This is a genomic window from Candidatus Desulforudis audaxviator MP104C (genome assembly GCF_000018425.1).
Lineage (GTDB): Bacteria > Bacillota > Desulfotomaculia > Desulfotomaculales > Desulforudaceae > Desulforudis > Desulforudis audaxviator.
Genome location: NC_010424.1, coordinates 1943393 through 1964189, shown reverse-complemented (window position 1 = coordinate 1964189; position 20797 = coordinate 1943393). Strand labels below are relative to the sequence as shown.

At 63.1% G+C, this 20797-nt stretch carries 19 protein-coding genes, 1 tRNA gene and 1 riboswitch; of the genes, 19 read left to right on the top strand and 1 reads right to left on the bottom strand.

The features are described 5' to 3' along the window. The first annotated feature begins 71 nt into the window (after nt 1–71). Nucleotides 72–482 (top strand): hypothetical protein, encoded by a 411-nt coding sequence (locus tag DAUD_RS09430; protein WP_012302933.1) that lies wholly within the window; start codon nt 72–74, stop codon nt 480–482. A 268-nt stretch (nt 483–750) separates the two neighbouring features. Next, nucleotides 751–3432, top strand: coding sequence for a cation-translocating P-type ATPase (locus DAUD_RS09425; RefSeq protein ID WP_012302932.1), 2682 nt, complete (start codon nt 751–753; stop codon nt 3430–3432). A gap of 306 nt (nt 3433–3738) precedes the next feature. Here DAUD_RS09425 and DAUD_RS09420 read toward each other — a convergent pair whose 3' ends face one another. Next, a complete protein-coding gene (locus DAUD_RS09420; RefSeq protein ID WP_012302931.1) occupies nt 3739–5067 on the bottom strand; it encodes an ISNCY family transposase in 1329 nt (442 codons plus the stop codon). Nucleotides 5068–5196: 129 nt separating this feature from the next. Between DAUD_RS09420 and DAUD_RS09415 the strand changes: the two genes are divergently transcribed. The 17 genes from DAUD_RS09415 (at nt 5197) to DAUD_RS09335 (ending at nt 20691) form a co-directional block, all read left to right on the top strand. Further along, nucleotides 5197–5271 (top strand) — tRNA-Val (locus tag DAUD_RS09415). Nucleotides 5272–5749: 478 nt separating this feature from the next. After that, nucleotides 5750–5941, top strand: a riboswitch (cobalamin riboswitch). A gap of 124 nt (nt 5942–6065) precedes the next feature. Further along, nucleotides 6066–6740: an energy-coupling factor ABC transporter permease gene (locus DAUD_RS09410; RefSeq protein WP_012302930.1), complete on the top strand. Its 675-nt coding sequence runs from the start codon at nt 6066–6068 to the stop codon at nt 6738–6740. Next, nucleotides 6737–7027, top strand: coding sequence for an energy-coupling factor ABC transporter substrate-binding protein (locus DAUD_RS09405; protein ID WP_012302929.1), 291 nt, complete (start codon nt 6737–6739; stop codon nt 7025–7027). The genes DAUD_RS09410 and DAUD_RS09405 overlap by 4 nt, the downstream gene beginning before the upstream one ends. A gap of 5 nt (nt 7028–7032) precedes the next feature. Further along, nucleotides 7033–7806, top strand: coding sequence for a cobalt ECF transporter T component CbiQ (gene cbiQ, locus DAUD_RS09400; protein WP_012302928.1), 774 nt, complete (start codon nt 7033–7035; stop codon nt 7804–7806). After that, nucleotides 7806–9431: a precorrin-8X methylmutase gene (locus DAUD_RS12660; RefSeq protein WP_012302927.1), complete on the top strand. Its 1626-nt coding sequence runs from the start codon at nt 7806–7808 to the stop codon at nt 9429–9431. The genes cbiQ and DAUD_RS12660 overlap by 1 nt, the downstream gene beginning before the upstream one ends. Before the next feature lie 31 nt (nt 9432–9462). Then, entirely contained in the window at nt 9463–9942 is a 480-nt protein-coding gene (locus DAUD_RS09390) for a sirohydrochlorin chelatase (RefSeq protein WP_012302926.1), read from the top strand. Continuing rightward, nucleotides 9939–11048: a cobalt-precorrin-5B (C(1))-methyltransferase CbiD gene (gene cbiD, locus DAUD_RS09385; RefSeq protein WP_012302925.1), complete on the top strand. Its 1110-nt coding sequence runs from the start codon at nt 9939–9941 to the stop codon at nt 11046–11048. The genes DAUD_RS09390 and cbiD overlap by 4 nt, the downstream gene beginning before the upstream one ends. Beyond that, nucleotides 11045–11695 carry a precorrin-6y C5,15-methyltransferase (decarboxylating) subunit CbiE gene (gene cbiE, locus DAUD_RS11695; RefSeq protein WP_012302924.1) on the top strand — a complete coding sequence of 217 codons (651 nt, stop codon included), beginning with the start codon at nt 11045–11047 and terminating at the stop codon, nt 11693–11695. The genes cbiD and cbiE overlap by 4 nt, the downstream gene beginning before the upstream one ends. After that, on the top strand, nt 11692–12423 hold the full coding sequence (gene cobI / locus DAUD_RS09375) for a precorrin-2 C(20)-methyltransferase (RefSeq protein WP_012302923.1): 732 nt from the start codon (nt 11692–11694) through the stop codon (nt 12421–12423). Before cbiE ends, cobI begins: the two co-directional genes overlap by 4 nt. Continuing rightward, nucleotides 12420–13163: a precorrin-4 C(11)-methyltransferase gene (cobM, locus tag DAUD_RS09370; protein ID WP_012302922.1), complete on the top strand. Its 744-nt coding sequence runs from the start codon at nt 12420–12422 to the stop codon at nt 13161–13163. The genes cobI and cobM overlap by 4 nt, the downstream gene beginning before the upstream one ends. Next, on the top strand, nt 13153–13992 hold the full coding sequence (locus DAUD_RS12655) for a cobalamin biosynthesis protein (RefSeq protein WP_012302921.1): 840 nt from the start codon (nt 13153–13155) through the stop codon (nt 13990–13992). Before cobM ends, DAUD_RS12655 begins: the two co-directional genes overlap by 11 nt. Next, nucleotides 13953–14690, top strand: coding sequence for a precorrin-3B C(17)-methyltransferase (gene cobJ, locus DAUD_RS09360; protein ID WP_200858747.1), 738 nt, complete (start codon nt 13953–13955; stop codon nt 14688–14690). The genes DAUD_RS12655 and cobJ overlap by 40 nt, the downstream gene beginning before the upstream one ends. Further along, nucleotides 14683–16047: a cobyrinate a,c-diamide synthase gene (locus DAUD_RS09355; RefSeq protein WP_012302919.1), complete on the top strand. Its 1365-nt coding sequence runs from the start codon at nt 14683–14685 to the stop codon at nt 16045–16047. Before cobJ ends, DAUD_RS09355 begins: the two co-directional genes overlap by 8 nt. Nucleotides 16048–16124: 77 nt before the next feature. Next, nucleotides 16125–17165, top strand: coding sequence for a pyridoxal phosphate-dependent aminotransferase (locus tag DAUD_RS09350; RefSeq protein WP_012302918.1), 1041 nt, complete (start codon nt 16125–16127; stop codon nt 17163–17165). Then, nucleotides 17162–18652, top strand: coding sequence for a cobyric acid synthase (locus DAUD_RS09345; RefSeq protein ID WP_012302917.1), 1491 nt, complete (start codon nt 17162–17164; stop codon nt 18650–18652). The genes DAUD_RS09350 and DAUD_RS09345 overlap by 4 nt, the downstream gene beginning before the upstream one ends. Beyond that, a complete protein-coding gene (cbiB, locus tag DAUD_RS09340) occupies nt 18633–19592 on the top strand; it encodes an adenosylcobinamide-phosphate synthase CbiB (RefSeq protein ID WP_012302916.1) in 960 nt (319 codons plus the stop codon). Before DAUD_RS09345 ends, cbiB begins: the two co-directional genes overlap by 20 nt. Before the next feature lie 154 nt (nt 19593–19746). Next, complete coding sequence (locus tag DAUD_RS09335; RefSeq protein ID WP_012302915.1) at nt 19747–20691, top strand: GGDEF domain-containing protein; 945 nt, start codon at nt 19747–19749, stop codon at nt 20689–20691. The last annotated feature ends 106 nt before the right edge of the window (nt 20692–20797 follow it).

Genomic DNA, 20797 nt, shown 5'->3' with positions numbered 1-20797 from the left:
GAGGGGTCTGGCCCCCTCTCCCCCTGGGGTCTGACCCCTTTTTCACGTGAAGCCGGTAGGAGGCCGCTGAAATGACGGAAGAAAACAACGCGCGGCACCGGGACAGCGAAGCCCCGGGTATCGCAAAGCCGGTGGATAGCCCTGAGCCGCTGGCCTCGGGTGGCCGTGCCCCGGAACCTGAGGCCGGGTTTGCAGGCGAGCCCACGCCCCGGCAGATGGACATTTTGGTGTTCCTGAACCTCGTCGGCGAGGCCGACGAGGGCGACATCGCTTACAGTCTCCGGCTGGCACCGGAGGAGTTGGCCCGGGTACCGGCCGCCTTTCTGGACAGCCCCGGTGAGTACGTGGCCCGCCGGGAGCTGGAAGCCTTGGCCCGCCTGGGGCTGGTCGTCGGCGACGGGGTCACCTGGGAATTGACCGGTCGTGGGAAGGATGCGCTCCAAGCCCTGGAGCGCGGACAGCCCCACCCGAAAACATCTTGACAGGCTCACAGAATTATTATATTAAGTAAGTTAGGTAGAGGGGAGTAGCTCCCAGCAGCGGTCATCGTCAGCACGTTTCACTTAGCGTGGACCGGTGCCGCAGGTCAGGGCATATACATCTTACTATGTCTGATGAGCAAGACCTTTACCTGGCGAGACGCTTTCGTGTAAGTGTTCGCTGGGTAAGGGTTGTTTTTTTGCTGAAATGACAGCACCACGGCAGGTATATTTAAGAGGGTTTGTCCCAGACGAAAAGGAGAGATCGTCCTTGCCGGCATCTACACAGTGGCACTGCCTGAGCAGTGAAGAAACGCTTAGGGAGCTCAAGACATCGCAGAAGGGGCTGACCTCGGACGAGGCCCGGAAGCGCCTTGCCGTCTACGGCCGCAATGAGCTGGAAGAAAAGAAAAAAAGGACGCCGCTCATGATGGCCTTGGACCAGTTCAAGGACTTCCTGGTCATCGTGCTGATCATTGCCGCGGTCATTGCCGGCGTCGTCGGTAAGCCCACCGCCTCCCTGGCGATTCTCGCCATCGTGATTTTAAACGCAATCATCGGCTTCATTCAGGAGTACCGGGCCGAAGAGGCCATGGCGGCGCTGAAACGAATGGCGGCGCCCCTCGCCACTGTTGTGCGAGACAACGTGCCCGTGCAGGTCAAGGCGGCCGAACTTGTCCCCGGGGACCTGGTGTTGCTGGAGGCAGGCCAGGTCGTACCCGCGGACCTGCGCTTGGTGGAAACGGCGAATATCCAGATGGACGAGGCGGCATTGACCGGCGAATCCGTTCCCGTGGAAAAGCACACAAAGAAACTCCACGACGCCCATCTTCCCCTGGGCGACAGAAAGAACATGGCCTATCTGGGGACCGTGGTCACCTATGGCCGCGGCTCAGGGGTCGTCGTATCCACGGGCATGGACACGGAAATGGGGACAATCGCGACCCTGCTTCAGGAGGAGGAAGCGGCGAAAACCCCGCTTCAGCAGCGGTTTGCAGTTTTCGGCAAGCGGCTTGCGGCAGCCATTTTCGTGATCTGCGCTATAATATTCATTGCGGGCCTGATGCGCGGAGAACCTGTCTTTCTTATGCTGCTCACAGCCATCAGCCTTGCCGTAGCGGCCATACCCGAGGCCCTGCCCGCCGTTATTACCATCACTCTGGCCATCGGCGCAAAGAAGCTGGTAAAACAAAATGCCCTTATTCGAAGACTGCCGGCTGTCGAAACTCTCGGCTCTGTAACCTATATCTGTTCGGACAAGACCGGCACCCTCACGCTTAACAAGATGACGGTGGAAGAGGTGTACGTCGACGGACGCTTGGCGGCGGCCGAAGAACTGCGCGGTGCTCCTTCATCCGCCGTTGGTGTCTCCTTTGCCACGTTGCTCACGGCGATGAGTCTGTCGAACGATGTAAAGGCCGACGCCGGTGGCTCCGTAATCGGCGATCCCACCGAGGTTGCGCTCTTTACTCTGGCGGAGGAGAGCGGGTTCGCCAAGGCCGAGATGGAGAAAAAGTATCCGCGCCTCGCGGAGTTGCCCTTTGATTCGGATCGAAAGCTCATGACCACCTTTCATGCCTGGAACGATGGGAAGGTCGTCTCATTCACGAAAGGCGCAGTCGAGGTGGTGTTAGAGCAAACCGAGCGGATACTCACGCCGCAGGGCGAGACCCCCTCCATTCCGTCCGAACTTCTTTGCGTGAGTGAACAGATGGCCGCGGACGGGCTGCGGGTCCTGGGCTTTGGGATGCGGATCTGGGACAGTCTGCCCGACGACCTTTCACCCGCCGGCGTGGAGACCGGACTCACCTTGATCGGTCTTGTGGGCTTAATGGATCCGCCCCGGCAGGAGGCGCAGGAGGCCGTTGCCATCTGCCGGTCGGCTGGTATCACGCCCGTGATGATCACGGGTGACCACCCGGCCACGGCTCTTACCATTGCGAAGCGCGTCGGCATCGTGACGGACGGCGCGGAGACGGTTATGACGGGCAGGGACCTCGAAAAACTGCCGCAGGAGGCGTTCGAGGAGCGGGTGGAACACATCCGGGTTTATGCGCGCGTGGCACCGGAGCAAAAACTCAAGATCGTCAGGGCTCTGCAGGACCGGGGCCAGTTCGTCGCCATGACGGGTGACGGTGTGAACGATGCACCGGCGCTCAAGCGGGCCAATATCGGAGTCGCCATGGGAATCACCGGAACGGACGTGTCCAAGGAGGCGTCGAGCATGATTCTCCTTGATGACAACTTCGCGACGATCGTAAAAGCGGTGAAGGAAGGACGGCGCATTTACGACAACATTCTTAAATTTATGAAATACTCTCTGACCTGCAATGCGGGGACCGTTTGGGCCGTGTTCCTTGCTCCATTTTTTGGACTGCCCCTTCCCCTTTTACCACTACAGATATTGTGGATGAACCTCTTGTGCGACAGCCTTCCCGGACTCGCCTTGACCGGGGAACCCGCCGAGAGCAATGTGATGCGCCGTCCCCCCCGAAGGCCGGACGAGGGAGTCTTCGCTCAAAACCGCGGTCTTTTCATTATCCTCTTCGGGCTGGTAATCGGCGTATCGGTGCTGCTTTTTCAGGCCTACAGTATGAGCGCGGGGCTGGCGTGGCAGACCATGGTGTTCACCGCCCTGGTGCTAGGAAGAATGGCGGCTATCCTGGCCATGCGCTCGGAGAATGAATCGCTCTTCACTATGGGCGCCTTCAGCAACAGATCGCTCCTGGGTGCGATTCTTCTTGTCGTTCTACTTCAGATGGCGGTCGTGTATCTGCCGTTTTTAAACGGTATATTTGACACAACGCCGCTTACGTTCCACGAACTGGCGCTCACGCTCGCTCTGTCGGTCGTGGTGTTCTTTGCCATCGAGGTAGAAAAGGTATTCAAACGGAGAGCCCGACCGTCCTTTCCCGTCCCGGACCGCCCCCAATCCGTTCCGTTAAACAAATAAGGGAGGCACGCCGCAACTGCGGACATACGGGCGGCGGTGCCAACAGCAGATGGGCGAAGAGCCGTCGGGACTGTCAATGGCCAGTGAAAATGTCACCCTAAAACACACTAACTTGGACTGAGAAAATGTCACCTTTGTAATCGTTAAAATGGTCTGAGGAAATGTCACCTTTGAAACCGCCGTCCAAGATTATTCCTCTCGCCTGTTGGCCGTCAAGGGCAAGGGCTACGCCGCCGCGGACGCGGCCCCTTGACGGCCGGCCAGGCGAGAGGTGACGGGTGACTCAAGGGTTTCAAGGTTGCTCATTTAAAAGGCGTACTTGCGGAAGCGCTTTCTCTTGGCTTCCAGGTACGCTTCCACTGGTGTTGAAGGCTTGGGCGCTATGGGAGAAATCTGGCGCCAGGGATGATCCGCAGTCACCGGAGCAGGTTCCCGGCGGGGCTTGGCTTGACGGATCTCCGCCTTAGGTGCCGGCTGGGGAACGAACTCCCTTAGCGAAAACACCTTATCGCCATACTTGGCGCTTATCGTCCCGTCCAGATGAGTAAGGACCGTAACCTTCGCCCTGGGCGCCAGGCTAACTGCTTGATCTTTGACATCGATAAGCTGGTAAGTCTTACAGTGAAACGAGATCGTGGAACCATTGGAAGCCGTACGCTCTTCCCGAAAGGCAATAATCTCGTTGAGCCGTTCACTGGTGGGTGCGGGTTTAAAGGCCGGTTCCGGATCGGCGGCCCAAACGGCGAAGCGGGCGTTGAAGCGCTCAATAAAGACCGGGAGAAAGGCGTTCGCGTCTTCAATGTTGGAGATCCCTCGCAGGCGCATCTCTATCACCAGACGGCTCTGCAGGGTTTCCCACAAACGTTCTATACGCCCTTTGGCTTGGGGAGAGCGTGCCTGAATATGATTGATTCCCAATTCCTCCAGGGCCTTACCGAACTGGGTCAGGGCAACGGTTTTGCCGGCCAGCTCCTCATCAATGGACAACTTGTCCTTCTTCGGTGAGAAGAAGATGGAGTGGCCGTCCGTATAGAGGCTCACCGGGATTCCGTGATTTATGACCGTTAGGTTTAAGACCATCAAGTAACCGTACAGATCCTCTTCGGGCCGGAACCAAAGTGCCAGGATCTTACCGGTGGCGTCATCAATATTACCGTGGAGGCAGGCCTTGGGGCCACGATCTTCAAACCAGGCGTACGGGCTGGCGTCGCTTTGGACCAAAAGCCCTTCTTGAGGCATGCGCTCGCGGGAGCGCCGTTTCCGCCGCTTGGCTCGGCGGCTGTGCCGATTCTTGATACCGGCCTGCTTGAATATGCGACGCAAGCTGCGGCCCGAGATCGAAATTTCATATAGTTCCTCAAGCAGCTCAGCCATATGCTCGCAACTTGCGTCCTTGAGTTCTTCTGAGGCGAGGCTGATGATCCGGTCCCGGACGTCGTGGGTTATAGCGTGTTTTGGTTTACGGCCTCGGTTTTTGTGGACGAGGAAAGCCTCACCCTCCTGTTTCATTCCTTTCTTGAGGCGCATAACCTGACGTTCGCTGAGACCAAGGAGGACGGCAGCCTGCCGAATGGATACCTTGCCTGCAAGGACCCGTTCCATAATACCTAGTCTCCTGGCTTCCTTGGGTTTCAAGAAAACGTCTCCCTTCATGGGTGACATTTTCTCAGACCGCTTATGAGGTGACAATATCACAGGCCAATAGCACGAAGAGCCGTCGGGACTTGCGCGGCGGGTTGAATCGTGCTATAATGCAAATTGTACGGGCGCGTAGCTCAGGGGGAGAGCGCTTGACTCACATTCAAGAGGCCGCAGGTTCGACACCTGCCGCGCCCACCAGTAAAATCAAGGATACCGGGGTTTTACCGAACCCCAGCTGAGCGAGGATCTGCAACCATTTTGCAACCGAGCGGTGCAGGTCCTCTCGTTTTTGCCCCCGTCATTACCTGAGCGTCATACTTCATCAACACCTGTTTCTGACCTCCTCCTGCATGCCGGGCAGCACATGCCCCTGGCGTGTCCCAGGACCTCTGACACGATCTTGACGTTCACACCGTCTTTGAGCATCATCGTGGCCGCGGTATGCCACAGATCGTGAAAAGCCTTAGGACCGCCAGGACGAAAGGCTTGACAAACACTGGCAGGTGAAATTCTTGTCTTGAAGAACAAGCGCCGTTAACCCCATCAAAAAACACAACCAGCCGGATTCCCAGCCACATCTCTGATTGATTGTCAGTGCGCATTCCGACACATTGCGCTTGACAACCGGTTCAACGACTCTTATACTTTGGACAAACACCATCTATAACATTAATGTATAAATGTAGTAATCCTGGGTGCCCCGCTTAACGGCGGGGAGAATAGGGAAGCCGGTGCGAATCCGGTGCGGACCCGCCGCTGTAACCGGGTACGAAAGCCACAGCAGACCCACTGGCGGTAAAACCGCCGGGAAGGTGTGGCCGTAGGACGATCCGGAAGCCAGAAGACCTGCCCAGGGTGGAGAACATACCCGCCTCGCGGACTAAGGGGGTATGGGGGTGATGCCGGGATTGAATACGTAATCCCTGATTCGTTCACTAACGGATCAGGGATTTGTTTTTCGCCCTATTTGGCAAAAAGAGAGGATGGTCATCATGCATATTATGGAAGGTTTTCTGCCCATCGGCCACGCGCTGGCTTGGGCGGCGGCCTCGGCGCCCTTTGTTGCGCACGGGCTGTACTCCATAAAAAAGAAAGTCCGTTCTCAGCCCGAAACAAAAATGCTCTTGGGTCTTTCAGGCGCATTTACCTTTACGCTCTCCGCGCTGAAACTCCCTTCCGTTACGGGGAGCTGTTCCCATCCCACTGGTACCGGGTTGGGCGCAATTCTCTTTGGACCCACCGTGATGTCGGTCATCGGCTGCTGCGTGTTGTTGCTGCAGGCGTTGCTGCTGGCCCATGGAGGCATCACCACTTTGGGAGCCAATACCTTTTCAATGGCTGTTGTAGGACCTTTTGTGGCGTACGGATTGTTCCGCCTCTGCCGGTTGCTGCACATGCCCTTCAGTTGGGCCGTTTTTATGGCGGCCTCCGGCGGTAGCCTGATGACTTACGTTACGACATCCGTACAGTTGGCCCTGGCTTTTCCCGATCCTGTCGGCGGGTTTATGGCCTCCCTGGTCAAATTCGGAACGGTTTTTGCCGTCACCCAGCTACCACTGGCTATCAGCGAGGGGCTGCTCACCGTGCTGGTGTTTGGAGCCCTGCGCAGATACAGCGAAAAGCAGTTGCGCGATCTGGCGGTGCTTCCGGGAGGTTCAGGAAGTTGAACAGATTTACAAAGAACGTGCTGCTCGTCTTTGGTATTTTCTTACTGGCCGTCCTGCCCTTCTTCCTGGTTTCCGGAACCGGTGATCCTGACAAAGAAATGTTCGTTGGGGCGGACGGGAAGGCCGAAGAGATAATCAAGGAAATAAGGCCCGACTACGAACCCTGGGCCAAACCCTTCTGGGAACCGCCGTCCGGGGAGATCGAAAGCTTGCTTTTCACTTTGCAGGCCGCCATGGGCGCGGGGTTCATCGGCTACTACTTCGGCCGCAAACACAGCGGGGGGTGAGGCAATTGATTGACCGGTGGGCATACGCCAGTCCCCTGGCGCGCAGGCACCCCCTGGAAAAAGGCGTGCTCGTGCTCCCGGCGCTCGCCGCCTGCCTGGTGGCGAAGTCCTGGTGGGTACCGGTATTGGTTTTCGGGTCTATGTCCGTCCTGATCCTGGCCGTGGCTCTTGTACCCTGGCGGGTTTATCTGCGCCTCCTGCTGGTGCCTGTCGCGTTCCTGGCCGCCAGCCTGCCTGCTATAGCCCTTTCAGTGACCTTTGCACCTTCGGGGGAGGGTTACTGGATAACGCTTGGTAGTGCTTATGTGGGTTTTACGTCAGACGGACTGGCCCAAGCGCGTAACGTTATGGCCCGTTCCTTGGGTGCTGTCTCCTGTATGTGCTTCCTTGCTCTGTCCACGCCGATGCCCGACATAATCGGTTTCTTAAGGCGCTGCCGGGTACCGACGCTGTTCTTGGATCTCCTGGCCCTCATCTATCGTTTTGTGTTCATTCTTCTGGAAACCGGGTTGACGATGCAGAAGGCTCAGGCGCTGCGTCTGGGTTACAGCACGCCGGGCGCCGGCTGCCGATCGGCCGGCTGCCTGCTCACCAATCTCTTTGTGCGGACTCAAGACCGCGCTCGCAGCCTGGAGGTCGCCCTTGCCACGAGGGGCTACGAAGGCCGTTTAAACGTGCTGGAGAGGCCGTGCCGCTTATCGGCGCGCAATGTGGTACTGTCGGCGGTCATGGGCGGGTGGCTGCTTGTCCTGGCTGTTGTGACTGCGGGGGTTGGCTAGTGCACGACGCGGTTTTTGAAGTGCGGGGAGTGACTTACCGCTATCCGGACGGCACGCCCGGGCTGCGGGGCGTCAGCGCGGTTTTGCGCCGGGGAGAGAGGATCGCCGTCCTGGGTGCAAACGGGGCGGGCAAGACGACGCTCTTTCTGCACTTGGTCGGCGTCCACAGACCGAACGAGGGAAGCGTGTATTTTGACGGCCGGCCCCTGTCCTACGACCGTCGTGCCCTGCAATTTTTGCGCCGCCGGGTCGGGATGGTTTTCCAGGACCCCGACGCCCAGCTTTTTTCGGCCAGCGTCTACCAGGACGTTTCCTTCGGCCCCCTTAACCTTGGTCTTTCCGAGACCGAGGCGCGCCGGCGTGTGGAACAAGCGCTTGCCGCGGCGGGCATCGCCGATCTGGTGGAACGCCCGACGCATGCGCTGTCGCACGGTGAAAAGAAGCGGGCGGCACTGGCGGGCGTGCTGGCCATGGAACCGGAGGTCCTGATCTTTGACGAGCCCACGGCCGGGCTCGACCCGCAGGGGGCCTCGGAAATGGTTGAACTCCTGCGGCGCCTGCAGGCCGGAGGGAAGACCGTGCTCTTCTCCACTCACGACGTTGACCTGGCTTATACCGCTGCCGACTGGTGCCTGGTGCTTGCCGGAGGACGGGTCGTCGGACAAGGGCCGCCGGCGGAGGTTTTCAGGAACCAGGTCCTTCTGGCCGCCGCCGGACTGGTCAGGCCGTGGCTGCTGGACCTTTTTGAAGAGGTCCGCCGCAGGGGCTGGGTGGCTGACGGCGAGAAGCCCCCGTTGCACCGGGAAGCCCTTCTGAGGGCCTTGGAGGACGGCCTCGGCGCCGGCAGGATGCCGCCGGAAGGAAGCGTGGGCGCGGCGCCGGGAGTCGCCGGGGTCAGCGGGGCGAAGGACACACCGACGACGCCGGGGGGCTTGCCGCAGAAGAGCCGGGTATACGCCCTCTACGAGCGACCGGTGTCGGGGGATGAGATCGAGGCCGAGTCCTTCCGCCGGATCGAGGCGGAAGCGCCGCTTCACAGTTACAGCCCCGAAGAATGGAGCGTGGTGCGGCGGCTCGTCCATACCACGGCGGACTTCGGCCTGGTGGGAACGGTGCACTTCTCAGCGGGAGCCGTCGAGGCCGGGATAAGGGCGCTGAAGCGGGGCGCCTGTATCTTCGCCGACGCCGATATGATCAGGGCGGGGATTTCCCTCGGCCGGCTCCGGCGGGCATGTCATGCCTACACGGCGGAACACGTTCACTGCCTGATCGCCCATCCGGCCGTGATGGACGAGGCCCGGGCCGCCGGCCTGCCGCGCTCGCTCTTCGCGGTGCGCATGGCCCGCCCTATCCTTGAAGGGGGTATCGCGCTGGTAGGCAATTCGCCGGTGGCCCTCCTGGAACTGAACAGGATGATCCGGGAAGGGGAGGTCAGGCCGGCCCTGGTGGTGGCCATGCCGGTAGGCTTCATCCACGTGGAGGAAAGCAAGCGGGAACTGATGGAGCTGGACGTGCCTTATATCTGCCTGGCCGGGCGGCGGGGAGGAAGCACCCTGGCGGTGGCGGCGCTGCACGCCCTGGCCGTGCTGACCGCCGGCGATCAAGGGCCGACTACCGATGTCTAACGACTGACGATTTGAAAACGAGGTGCTGTTGATGCGCGCAATAATTCTGTTAGGACACGGGAGCCGCGTGCCCGAAGCAGCCCGGGAAATGGAAATCCTGGCGGGGATGCTGCGGGAGATCACCGGAATCCCGCTGGTGCGGGTTTGTTTTCTCTCCCGCCTGGGACCACACCTGCCCGAAACCCTGGCGGCCTGTGTCGCCGACGGCGCCGTGGAGATCATTGTTATCCCCTACTTCCTGCACGCCGGGCTGCACATCCTCGTCGACATCCCCGGCGAACTGCAGAAGCTGGCGGCGGATTACCCCGGCATAAGGATCGTCTACGGGCGGCATCTGGGTTGCGACCCGGTCTTCGCGGACATCCTGGCGCGCCGCGTGCAGGAGTCACTAAGCCTGCCCGACGTGCGCGAGATCAAGGTGCCCGACCGTGCCCGGTACCCGGTACCGCCCGGGCAGGGCGAGTTCGTGGAAGTGCTCCCCGATTTTTGCGCCGGCGGGCGAGGGGAATGAACGGCGGTGGCGGCCGGGGGAGGGGACAAAAACGATTTTGCCGCAACAGCGGCCTGCGGCGAGGTTACACGACCGGAACGTGCGCGGCGGCGGCGGCGCGGGGCGCCGCCCTCTGGCTGCTCGAGGGGCGCTTTCCCGAAAGGGTCGCGATTCTTTTGCCCGGCGGTGAACAGGTAACCCTCCCGGTGCATGCGGTCTTCCGCGGCACGTCCGCCGCCCAGTGTTGCGTGATTAAGGATGCGGGTGATGACCCCGACGTAACCGACGGGATGGCCATCCACGCCCACGTCGAATTTGCCGCCGCCCCGGGCGTTGTCATCGACGGGGGGGAGGGCGTGGGGCGCGTCACCAAACCGGGCCTTCCCGTCCCGGTGGGCGAGGCCGCGATCAATCCCGTGCCGCGGGCGATGATCGCCGGCGCGCTGGCCGGCCTTGTTCCCACCGGCGGGGGCTGGAAGGTTACCGTTTCCGTTCCGGGAGGGGATAATGTCGCCTGGCGCACCTTTAATCCGCGGCTGGGCATTGCCGGGGGCATCTCGATTCTCGGCACCACCGGCTATGTCGAGCCGCGCAGCCTCGACGCCCTGCGGCGCTCGCTCCCGCCGCTCCTGGACGTCCTGCGCGCCTCCGGCTGCGGGGAGGTCTGCCTGGTCCCGGGCAACATCGGCCGCCGGGCGGCGCGGCGCTTGCAGCCGCCGCCCGCGGAGGAGCAGATCGTTGAGGTCAGCGACTTCCTGGGTTTCATGCTCGACGAGGCATCCCAGCGGGGTTTTGCCCGGATCGTCCTCGTCGGGCACCCGGGTAAGCTGGCCAAGATCCTGAACGGGGACTGGCAGACGCACTCCAGATTTGCCGGGCCGGCCAACGGCGCCATCATCGACTTCTGTGCTGCTGCCGGCCTGCCGGAAGACCTCATCCGGCGTTTGGGGGAACTGTCGACGGTGGAAGCGATCCAGCAGGCGCTGATTAATGAAGGGTACGGCCGTTTACTCGGGATGCTGGCGTCCAGGATCAGGGTTCTCGTGCAAGAAAGGCTGGGCCCGGGACCTTACGTGGCGGTGCATCTCTGCGACCTGCAGGGGAACATCGTGGGGGAGGCGCCATGAAACCGGAACGGGGGAAACTGACCATCGTGGGTTGCGGGCCGGGCGGGGCGGAGTATTTGACGCAGCAGGCCCTTACGGCGGTAGCCGAGGCGGACTTGCTCTGCGGCCCCCGGTTTCTGCTCGACCTCTTCCCGGAGGCCCAGGGCGAGCGGGTGGTGACAGGCCCCGACGCCCGGCAGGTGGCGGCCCTGATCCTTTCCCGCATGGACGAATGCCGCGTGGCGCTCCTGGTGACGGGCGATCCCGGGCTGCACAGCCTGGCCGGCCCGGTGGCGCGCCTTCTCGGCCGGGAAAGGGTACAGGTTGTTCCTGGGGTGAGTTCAGTGCAACTTGCCTTTGCACGTCTGGGCCTTCCTTGGGAAAACGCTCGGGTTTTCAGTTTGCACGGCGTTTCCGAGGAAGAGGCAGAGCTTGTCCTAGGCGCTCTGGCTACTGTGTCTACCGCCGCCGTACTTTGTTCACCGGCCTGGACACCCGGGAAAATCTTTGGTGTACTTCGGAATACGGCGGGGCACCGCCGGGCTCACGTTTTCTGGGACCTGGGGCGACCTACGGAAGGGCGGATGGCCGGGACGGTCACTGAACTGGCCGGACGTTTTGAAGGTCCCGGTCGAAGTGTATTGATTTTGACGGAGGCGGAAGAGTGAGAGGTGAAACGCAGGGATCATTCTGGGGCGTCGGGCTTGGCCCCGGGGACCCGGAGCTGATGTCGCTGAAAGCGAAACGCCTTATCGAGGAAGCGGACTGCGTGGTCGTGCCGAAGTCCAGCCTGGCCGGGGAGAGCCTGGCCCTGGAAATCGCCCGCCCGTTCATAGGTGAAAAACCCGTACTGGAATGCGAGTTCCCCATGCGCCGTGACGAGCGGGAACTGGCACCTTACTGGGCGGCGGCCGCCGAGAAAATCGCCGAAAGGGTCCGGCGGGGGGAGAAGGTGGTCTTCCTGACGCTGGGGGACTGCCTTACCTACAGCACCTACTGCTACGTCCTGCGGGAGCTGCGCCAGAGGCTTGCGCCGGGACTGATCCACTCGGTCCCGGGTATCACCAGTTATGCCGCGGCGGCGTCCGCCGCCAACTTCCCCTTGGGCGAGAAGGACGAGCGAATTGCGGTGGTGCCGGTGCCTCGCGGTGACCTGGCACCCGTGCGGCAAGTCCTGGAAGAGTTCGAGACGGTGGTACTGATGAAGGTTGCCAAGCAGCTGCCCGCCGTGATCAACCTGCTGCGCGAAATGGGCTTGGACGGACACGCCGTCTTCGCCAGCCACGTTTCCCAGCCGGAGGAGTACCTTACGTCGGACCTGCAATCCCTGCCGGAGGGCGAACACGGTTACCTGTCGGTGATCCTGGTGCGCAAAAAAGGGGGGCGTGTGTCTTGACCGTTTATTTCATCGGCGCCGGGCCGGGGGACCCCGAACTGATCACGGTGCGGGGGAAGCGCCTTCTGGAGCGCTGCCCAGTGGTCATTTACGCGGGCAGCCTGGTCAACCCGGAAATCCTGCGCTGGGCGCGGGCCGACGCAGAGAAGCACGACGCCAGCCGGCTGGACCTGGAGGCGCAATTGGCCGTGATCACCGAAGCCGCGGCTGCGGGACGCGATGTCGCCCGGCTGCACACCGGAGATCCCTCGCTTTACGGGGCCCTCGCCGAACAGGTCCGCGCCCTGGAGCGCCTGGGCATTCCTTACGAGGTGGTGCCGGGGGTCAGCGCCTGCTTCGCGGCGGCAGCCTTGCTGGGTAAGGAATACACCCTTCCCGGGGGCTCGCAGACCCTGATCCTGACGCGCCGGGCGGGGCGCACGCCGGTGCCCGAAAGCGAAAGCCTGGCGCGGCTGGCCGCGGCCCGGGCCAGCCTGGCGCTGTACTTGAGCGCCGCCGACGCGGCGGGAGTACAGGACGATTTACTCCCCGCCTACGGCGCCGAATGCCCGGCGGCCGTGGTTTACCGGGCGACCTGGCCCGACCAGCGGATTATCCGCTGCCGCCTCGCGGATCTGGCCGCAGCCGTCCGGGAGTCGGGGGTTGAGCGGCATGCCCTGATCCTGGTCGGGTCCTTCCTGGAGCAGGACGGCGGGGCCAGCTATCTTTATTCGAAGGAGCGTTTGCGGGGTGAAGGATAACCGGCCGCTGGCGGTAGTGGTTGTCAACGAGGCGGGCTTCGCCCCTGGCGCGGCGGTGGCCGAAGCCCTCGGGGCCTTCCTGTACGTTCCGGTTCGATTGTCAGTTGTTCAACCGGCACCGCCGCGTCCCGGAGCCGTCGTGGGATACGAGGGTTCGGCGGGTAACGTGGTTAGGCAATTGTTCGGGGAAGGCCGCGGGCTGGTGCTGGTCATGGCCGCAGGCATCGCCGTGCGCCTTTTGTCGGGCCTGCCGGAAGACAAGCGACGCGACCCCCCGGTGGTGGTCCTGGATACCGCTGCCCGCTACGCGATCAGCCTGCTCGCCGGACATGAAGGCGGCGCCAACGGGCTGGCTTACCGGGTGGCGGCCGCGGTGGAGGCCGAACCGGTGGTCACCACCGGCAGCGAGGTCCACCGGACGCTTGTCGTCGGGCTAGGCTGCCGCTGGGGCGCCGGTGCGCCGGCGATTATGGCGGCCATCGAACGGGGGCTGGCCCTGGCGGGGCGGAAGAAGAATGATATTCGGGTTGTGGCCACCGCCGATTTCAAGGCCGGCGAGCCGGGCATCCTTGAGGCTTGCTCCGCCCTGGGTGCGGGACTGCGGGTTTTCGGCCGGGAGGCCATCCGGGGCGTTGACAGGTTGTTCAGCGAGTCGCGCTGCGCCCGCAAGTATTTTGACGTGGGAGGAGTTGCTGAACCATGCGCCTTTCTAGCCGCCCGCAACGGCCGGATCATCCTGCCGCGCTTGGTGGCGGACCAGGTGACGGTGGCCCTGGCCGAGGATCGCTTGTGGTCGCCGGGATCGGGCCGGGGGACGCCGAGCACCTGACGCCTGCCGCCCGCGCCGCCATAGCGGAAGCCGAGGTGGTGGCCGGCTACCCTCTTTACCTCGACCTCGTCCGGGAACACCTGGCGGGGAAAGAACTGATCAAGAGCGGAATGCGCCGGGAGGTCGAGCGGGTCCGGGAGGCCACCGCCGCGGCCCTTGCCGGCCACCGGGTGTGCCTGGTTTCAAGCGGTGACGCCGGGGTTTACGGGCTGGCCGGTCTGGTCCTCGAGGAACTAGCCCGCCGCGACCTGGTGCTGCCCTTTAAGGTCATCCCGGGCGTGACGGCCGGCCTTGCCGCGGCGGCGCTCCTGGGGGCGCCGCTGGCCCACGACCACGCGGTGATCTCCCTTTCCGACCTCCTCACCCCCATCGACCTTATCAAGAGGAGGGTGCGGGCGGCCGCCGAGGCCGACTTTGTCCTTGCCCTGTACAACGTGCGCTCGCAGACGCGCGTCGAGCCGTTTATGGCGACCCTGGACATCCTGCGGGAAACGCGCCCGCCCGGGACGCCGGCGGGCATCGTCCGCAACGCTTTCCGGGAGGGGCAGGAGAGGCGCGTCGTCACGTTGGCCGAACTGGTTCCGGACGACGCCGACATGCTGACGCTGCTCATCGTGGGCAACACGCGGACCTTCACCTGGCGCGGGTTCATGATTACACCCCGCGGCTACTTCGACAGGGGAGCCCACGATGATTAACGTGCCGCGCCTGCTCGTGGCCGCACCATCGAGCGGGCAGGGGAAGACGACCCTGACCCTGGGTCTGCTTCGGGCGTTGAGGCGGCGGGGCTTGGCGGTGCAGCCCTTCAAGGCGGGGCCCGACTACATCGATCCGGGCCACCACACGCGCGCCGCCGGCAGGGCGTCGCGCAACCTGGACACCTGGCTCATCGGTGACGAGGCTTCGCGCGAGCTGTTCCAGCGGGCTGTCGCGGGAACAGACATCGCGATCCTGGAAGGGGTAATGGGCCTGTACGACGGGCTGGGGGACGGCACCACGCGGGCCTCCAGCGCCGAACTGGCCAAGATGCTGCGGGCGCCCGTCATCCTGGTCGTCGACATCTCACGGCAGGGAGCCAGCGCGGCGGCTGTCGTCCTGGGCTTTAAGGCCCTTGATCCCGAAGTGCATGTCGCCGGGGTCATCCTCAACCGCGCCGGCTCGGCACGGCACGCCGGCCTGGTCACCGAAGCCGTTGCGCGCTATTGCCGGGTGCCCGTCCTCGGAGTGATCCCAAGGGAAGAGAAGCTGAAGATCCCGGAACGGCACCTTGGGCTTTTTACCGGAGCGGAGAGCGACTGGGAAACGGTGTACGAGCGGCTGGCCGACATCGTCGAGCAGCACGTGGATCTTGCCGTCTTGCAGCGGCTGGCCGGGACGGCGCCGGCCCTGCCCCGGGTGAACCCCCGGATTTTTGCAGGAGACGCTTCGGCAGGGACGGTGCGGGTGGGGGTGGCCCGCGATGAGGCCTTCAGTTTTCTTTACGCTGACAACTTGGACATCCTGCGTCACCACGGCGCCGAACCGATTTTCTTCAGCCCTCTCCACGACGACCGCCTGCCCCACGGCTGCGCCCTGCTCTACTTCGGCGGCGGTTACCCAGAACTGTACGCCGGGGCGCTGGCCTCCAACCGGGCGATGCTAACCACCGTCAGGTCCTACGCGGCGGCGGGAGGGCGGATCTACGGCGAGTGCGGTGGCTTGATCTACCTGGGGGAGGGGTTGACCGACCTGGAGGGCCGTTACCACCCAATGGTCGGTCTGCTCCCGGTGCGCGCCGGCATGGCCGGCCGGCGGCTTTCTCTGGGTTACGTCGTGGCCCGGGCCCTGTATGACAACTTGATTCTAAGGGCCGGCGAGGAGGTCCGGGGCCATGTTTTTCACTACTCGGAAGCCGACCCCGTGCCCGGCAGCCGGGCCTGCCTAGTTGTCCGCCAGGCTTATGGGATGCAAGCCCGCAAGGAGGGCTGGCAGGCCGGGTCCGTTTTCGGCTCTTACCTGCACCTGCACTTCGCCTCAGCCCGCCAAGTGCTGCAGCGCTTGCTGGAAAAGCAGTGAGCTGTTTGCTGTGGGCTTTTCTATAATCTCCTAATGCTTGATGCTTAACGCTTAGTGCGTGTTTTAGGGGTGGGACTGTGAAGTGGGATCACGGCGGCGCCATGACGGGCGTCACTATAGATTTCAGCGTAAGCCTCAACCCGCTCGGGCCCCCGGATTGTGTCGCCGAACTGTTGCGGGACGCCCTTCCCTTGATAACCCGTTACCCTTCTCTTGATGCGGCTCCCGCGCGCCGTTCCCTGGCGGCATTTCTCGGCCTTGACCCGGGAGAGGTGCTGGTGGGAAACGGTGCAACCGAGCTGATCGGTCTCCTGGTACGCGCCTTGCGGCCGGGCCGGGTCTGGGTTATAGAACCGTGCTATTCGGAATACCGCGGCGCCGCCGAGGCCTGCGGCCTTCCGGTGGCGGCGGCGCCCTCGCGGGTCGTGGATGGACGTTTTGAACCGTTGTGGGAGGCGCTTGCGCCCGAGCCGGGCGACGTGGTCTTTGTCGGCTATCCGAACAATCCCACCGGTCAGCTTCCGCCGCGGGAGGCGCTGGAGCGCTTGCGTAAGACCCGTCCCGGGGTTTACTGGGTATTTGACGAGTCGTTTCTGGCTTTTGTAGACCCCGCAAAGGGGTCTTCGCCGGTCCTGCCGCCCGTACCCGGGGTGGCGGCGGTGTGTTCGCTGACCAAGTTTTACGCCGTGCCCGGGCTGCGGCTCGGTTACCTCGTCGGGACAGGAGACCTGGTGCGGCGGCTCCTGGCGGCGAAAGACCCCTGGAGCGTAAACGGCTTGGGCGAGCACCTCGTCGGCCGGCTGCTCGCCGAAACGGCTTACGCTGCAGAGACCAGGGCCTTTGTGACGGCCGAGCGGGCACGGGTAACGGCCGCACTGGAGAGGCTGGGGCTCCGCGTTTTCTCCGGGGAGGCGAACTTCTTGCTCTGCGCGCTGCCCGACGGTTACGAAGTCCAAGCCCTGAACGCCTGTCTGCTGCGACATGGCATGGCGGTGCGGAACGCCTCCACTTTCGCCGGGCTTTCGGCACGTCACTTCCGTATGGGGCTGCGCAGGGCTGACGAGAACGACCGGCTGCTTGAAGTCTTATCAGGTTTTTTGCGGGGTGACAACGTATGACGGCGCGCGTGCTGATGGTTCAGGGGACGTCCTCTTCGGCGGGCAAGAGCCTTATCGTCGCCGGTCTTTGCCGCCTCTACGCCCGGAGAGGCTTCCGGGTGGCGCCTTTCAAGAGCCAGAACATGGCCCTCAACTCTTACGCCACCCCGGACGGCAGGGAAATCGGCCGCGCCCAGGCCTTGCAGGCCGAGGCCGCGGGCGTTCCGCCCCACGTGGACATGAACCCCATTCTCCTGAAACCGACGGGGGAGGCGGGCAGCCAGGTGGTGCTGCTGGGTCGTCCCCTGGGCGTCTACAAGCCGGCCAATTATTACGCCTTAAAGGAAAAGCTGTGGCCGCTGGCCGCCGCCGCCCTCGACCGGCTCCGGGCGGATGCGGACCTCGTGTTTGCCGAAGGGGCGGGAAGCCCGGCTGAAATCAACCTCCGGCCGCACGACATCGCCAATATGGAGGTGGCGCTTTACGCCGGAGCTTCCGTTCTGCTTGTCGGGGACATCGAGCGCGGCGGGGTGTTCGCCTCCCTGCTCGGGACGATGGAACTGCTGGCGGAGAGGGAACGGGAACTTGTCGCCGGTTTCGTGGTCAACAAGTTCCGGGGAGACGAGGAACTCCTGCGGCCCGGGCTGGCTTTAATCGGGGCGCGGACGGGGCGGCCGGTGCTGGGCGTATTACCTTACCTGCACGACCTCCACCTCGATGAGGAGGATTCGGTGGGCCTCTCCGGGCGGGGAAAGGCGCCCGCCCCGGGCGACCTGGCGGTGGCGGTGATCCGCCTGCCCCGGATCTCCAACTACACCGATTTCCTGCCCCTCGAGACCGAGAACGGGGTGGCGTTGTGTTACGTCGACCGCCCGCAGGAGCTGGACGGCGCACACGCGGTTATCCTGCCGGGCAGCAAAGAGACGCTGGCCGACCTGGCTTGGCTCCGCCGCCGCGGGCTGGACCGGGCCCTGCGTGATTTCGCCGCCCGGGGAAAGCCACTTTTGGGTATTTGCGGCGGTTTCCAGATGCTCGGCCGGACTATCCGGGAAGGGGGGCAAACGGTGGCGGGGCTGGGCCTGCTGCCCGTGCGCACCCGCTTTGCGTCCGAGAAGCGCACCGTTCAGGTGCGCGGCGTTACGGCTGAGGGGGTTTGGGGGATCCCGGGCGGGCTTTCGGTACGGGGGTACGAAATTCACAGGGGATTCTCCGAGGTCTGCGGGGGCAGGCCGTGCTTCCTGCTCGGCGGGCAGGGGACGGGGCTGGCACCCGAAGGCTGCGCCGCCGAAGAAGGTTATGTGGCGGGGACTTACCTGCACGGCTGCTTTGACTCCGACACGTACCGGACACAGTGGATAGCCGCCGTGCGCCGCCTCGCGGGGCTGCCGGCCCGGCCGTCCGAGCAGCCGGGGTTCGCCGCCCGCCGACAGAGGGACCTGGACCGCATCGCCGACCTGCTGGCGGAAAGAATCGGGGTGGAGCGACTGGATGGAATTCTTGGCCTATAGGGCCGGAGTGATCCTGGCCGCCGTGGTCCTGGACCGGCTGCTGGGCGATCCGCCCCAGCTCCCGCACCCCGTTCGGCTGATCGGGTACTTGATCGCCTCCGGCGAGTCCATCCGGCGCCTACCGCTGCCGGTGCGCTGGTCGGGGACCCTGCTGGCGATGGGTGTGATCGCGGTAACCGGTGCGGCGGCATGGCTGCTTGTTAAACTGGGGTACGCGGCGGGCTTTTGGTGGGGCCTAGCCGTGGAAGCCTTGCTCGTCTACCTGGCCGTCGCCCCTCATTCGCTAGCCGGTGAGGCGTTGGCGGTGGACGGATATCTGCAGCGTGGCGACCTGCCGGGCGCGCGCCAAAGGCTGGCGATGATCGTCGGGCGTGACACCGCCGGTCTCGATGAACGGGAGGTCCGCCGGGCGGCGGTGGAGACGGTGGGCGAGAACACGGTCGACGCGGTCCTCTGCCCGGTTTTTTACGCGCTGCTCTTCGGAGCGGCGGGAGCCTGGGTTTACAAAGCGGTCAGCACACTGGATTCGATGATCGGTTACCGGCACGGGCCGTACCGCGATTTCGGCCGGGCCGCCGCCCGGCTGGACGACTTCGCCGCCTTCGTCCCGGCGCGGCTGGCCCTCTTTTTCGTGCCCCCGGCGGCCCTGCTGTCCGGCCTTTCCGCGCGGGACGCCTGGCGGGTGGGCTGGCGGGACCGCCTGGCTCACCCCAGCCCCAACGCCGGCCACGGAGAAGCGCTGTTCGCCGGGGCGCTCAACGCCTGTCTCGGCGGGCCGTCGACTTACAACGGGAGACCTTCGGAAAAACCGTACCTCGGCGCGGAATACCCGCCGCCCGGACCGCCGGCCATACGCCAAGCGGTAACCCTGCTCTGGGCAACCGCCTGGCTGTTTGCGGCCGCGGGCGCGGCCGTTCTGGTTTTCCTCAGCCGGTTTTAAAAAGAGACCTTCAGGCAAAAAGGCCGGATGCCGGTCGGGTCCCAGGGTTTAAGGTAATTCAGATCAGAGAGGAATACAAGAGAGGAATACATTAAAAAACCGCGAAGTAGGTAATAAATAACAGAAAATAACAGAGAGCGGCAGGATGGTAACAATGAGGATATTGGTCGCTGACGACAGCCTCGTTTCGGCGCGTGTGGTCCAAAAGGCGCTGGAAGAATGGGGTCATTCGATCATTGTTGCCCGGGATGGCGCCGAGGCCTGGGAGATTCTGCAAAGGGAAGAAATCAGGCTGGTGATCGCCGACTGGATAATGCCTGTGATGGACGGGCTGGAACTGTGCAGGACCATCAGGCACTCGCAGCTTGCGGGGTACGTTTACGTCATCCTTTTGACTTCCAAGGGCAGTAAGGACGACATCGTGGAGGGACTGGGCGCCGGGGCTGACGATTATATTACCAAGCCATTTCACCATGAGGAACTGAAGGCCCGCGTTCAGGTCGGTATACGGATCATTGAGTTGGAAGAGAAACTCAAGGAGGCGAACAAGAAAATCGCGGCCCTGGCGTCCACCGATGCCCTGACGGGACTGCCCAACCGCAGGGTCCTACTGGAGCATCTGGAGGCTCTGGTTGCACGGGGTATTCGCGAGGGCAGGCCCGTAGGCGTAATATTTATGGACCTGGATCATTTTAAGCGCATTAACGATGAGTACAGTCACCTGGCCGGTGACACGGTGCTGCAAGACGTAGCTAAAAAACTGCGCGCGGTAAAACGGGTGTATGATTTCCTCGGACGGTACGGCGGCGAGGAATTTCTCATCCTTGTTGAGGGAGTTGACATTGTAACAGCAGGGGCGATTGCTGAACGGTTCCGGCAAAGCATCAAGTCTACACCCGTAAAGCTGGATTCCGGCGTAAGCCTGCGCGTTACGGCCAGCTTTGGGGTCACGGCTCTTAATCCGGCGGCTCCTCAGTCGGTCGACAGGCTTATAGCCGAGGCCGATCAGGCGCTCTATTCGGCTAAGGCCCAGGGTAGGGATAGGGTTTGCTGTTTCGGGCTCAGATGCTGGGACGAGCAGTTGGGGAAGTGTCTCTAGCGTCAACTGGAAAGAAACCTTATGAAAAGGACATTCAGATTCACGGGAATGATTGCGCCGCAAACGGGGAAAATATTTGGGACGGTTTTTTGGAAAGCAGGTGATA